Annotated in this window: 1 pseudogene; it reads left to right on the top strand. The window is 80.1% G+C overall.

Features of this window, described 5'->3' with window-relative positions:
• Positions 1-432 (top strand): annotated as a pseudogene (locus DEF28_RS27840) (hypothetical protein); the annotation flags it as partial.

Raw genomic sequence — 432 nt, 5'->3', positions numbered from 1 at the left:
TCCTACAGCACCGGCACCCACAACCGCCCCGCCTTCGACACCGGCAGCCACACCCGGCCGCCCCTCGACCCCGCGCCCTACGCCACCGGCGAGTACCCCAGCATGCGCGGCGTGCAGTCCCCGGCCCCCGGGAACGCGGGGCCCGGCACGCCGGTGCCCGGGACCCCGCCGGGCGGCGGCCCGGCGCTGCCGTCGGGGCCGGGCTACCCGGCGCCGGCGGACCAGCAGCGGCCCGACGGCTACGGAGCGGCTCCGGGAGGCGGTCCGCAGCCGTGGGACCAGCCCGGCTGGGCGCAGGGCACCGGCGAGCAGCCGTCGTTCGGCGGCACGCCTGCGGGCGGCTACGAACCGCCGTCCTCCTACAGCACCGGCACCCACAACCGCCCCGCCTTCGACACCGGCAGCCACACCCGGCCGCCCCTCGACCCCGCG

It is taken from the genome of Marinitenerispora sediminis (assembly GCF_003336425.1).
Taxonomy (GTDB): domain Bacteria; phylum Actinomycetota; class Actinomycetes; order Streptosporangiales; family Streptosporangiaceae; genus Marinitenerispora; species Marinitenerispora sediminis.
This window is presented reverse-complemented; position numbering and strand designations above follow the sequence as displayed.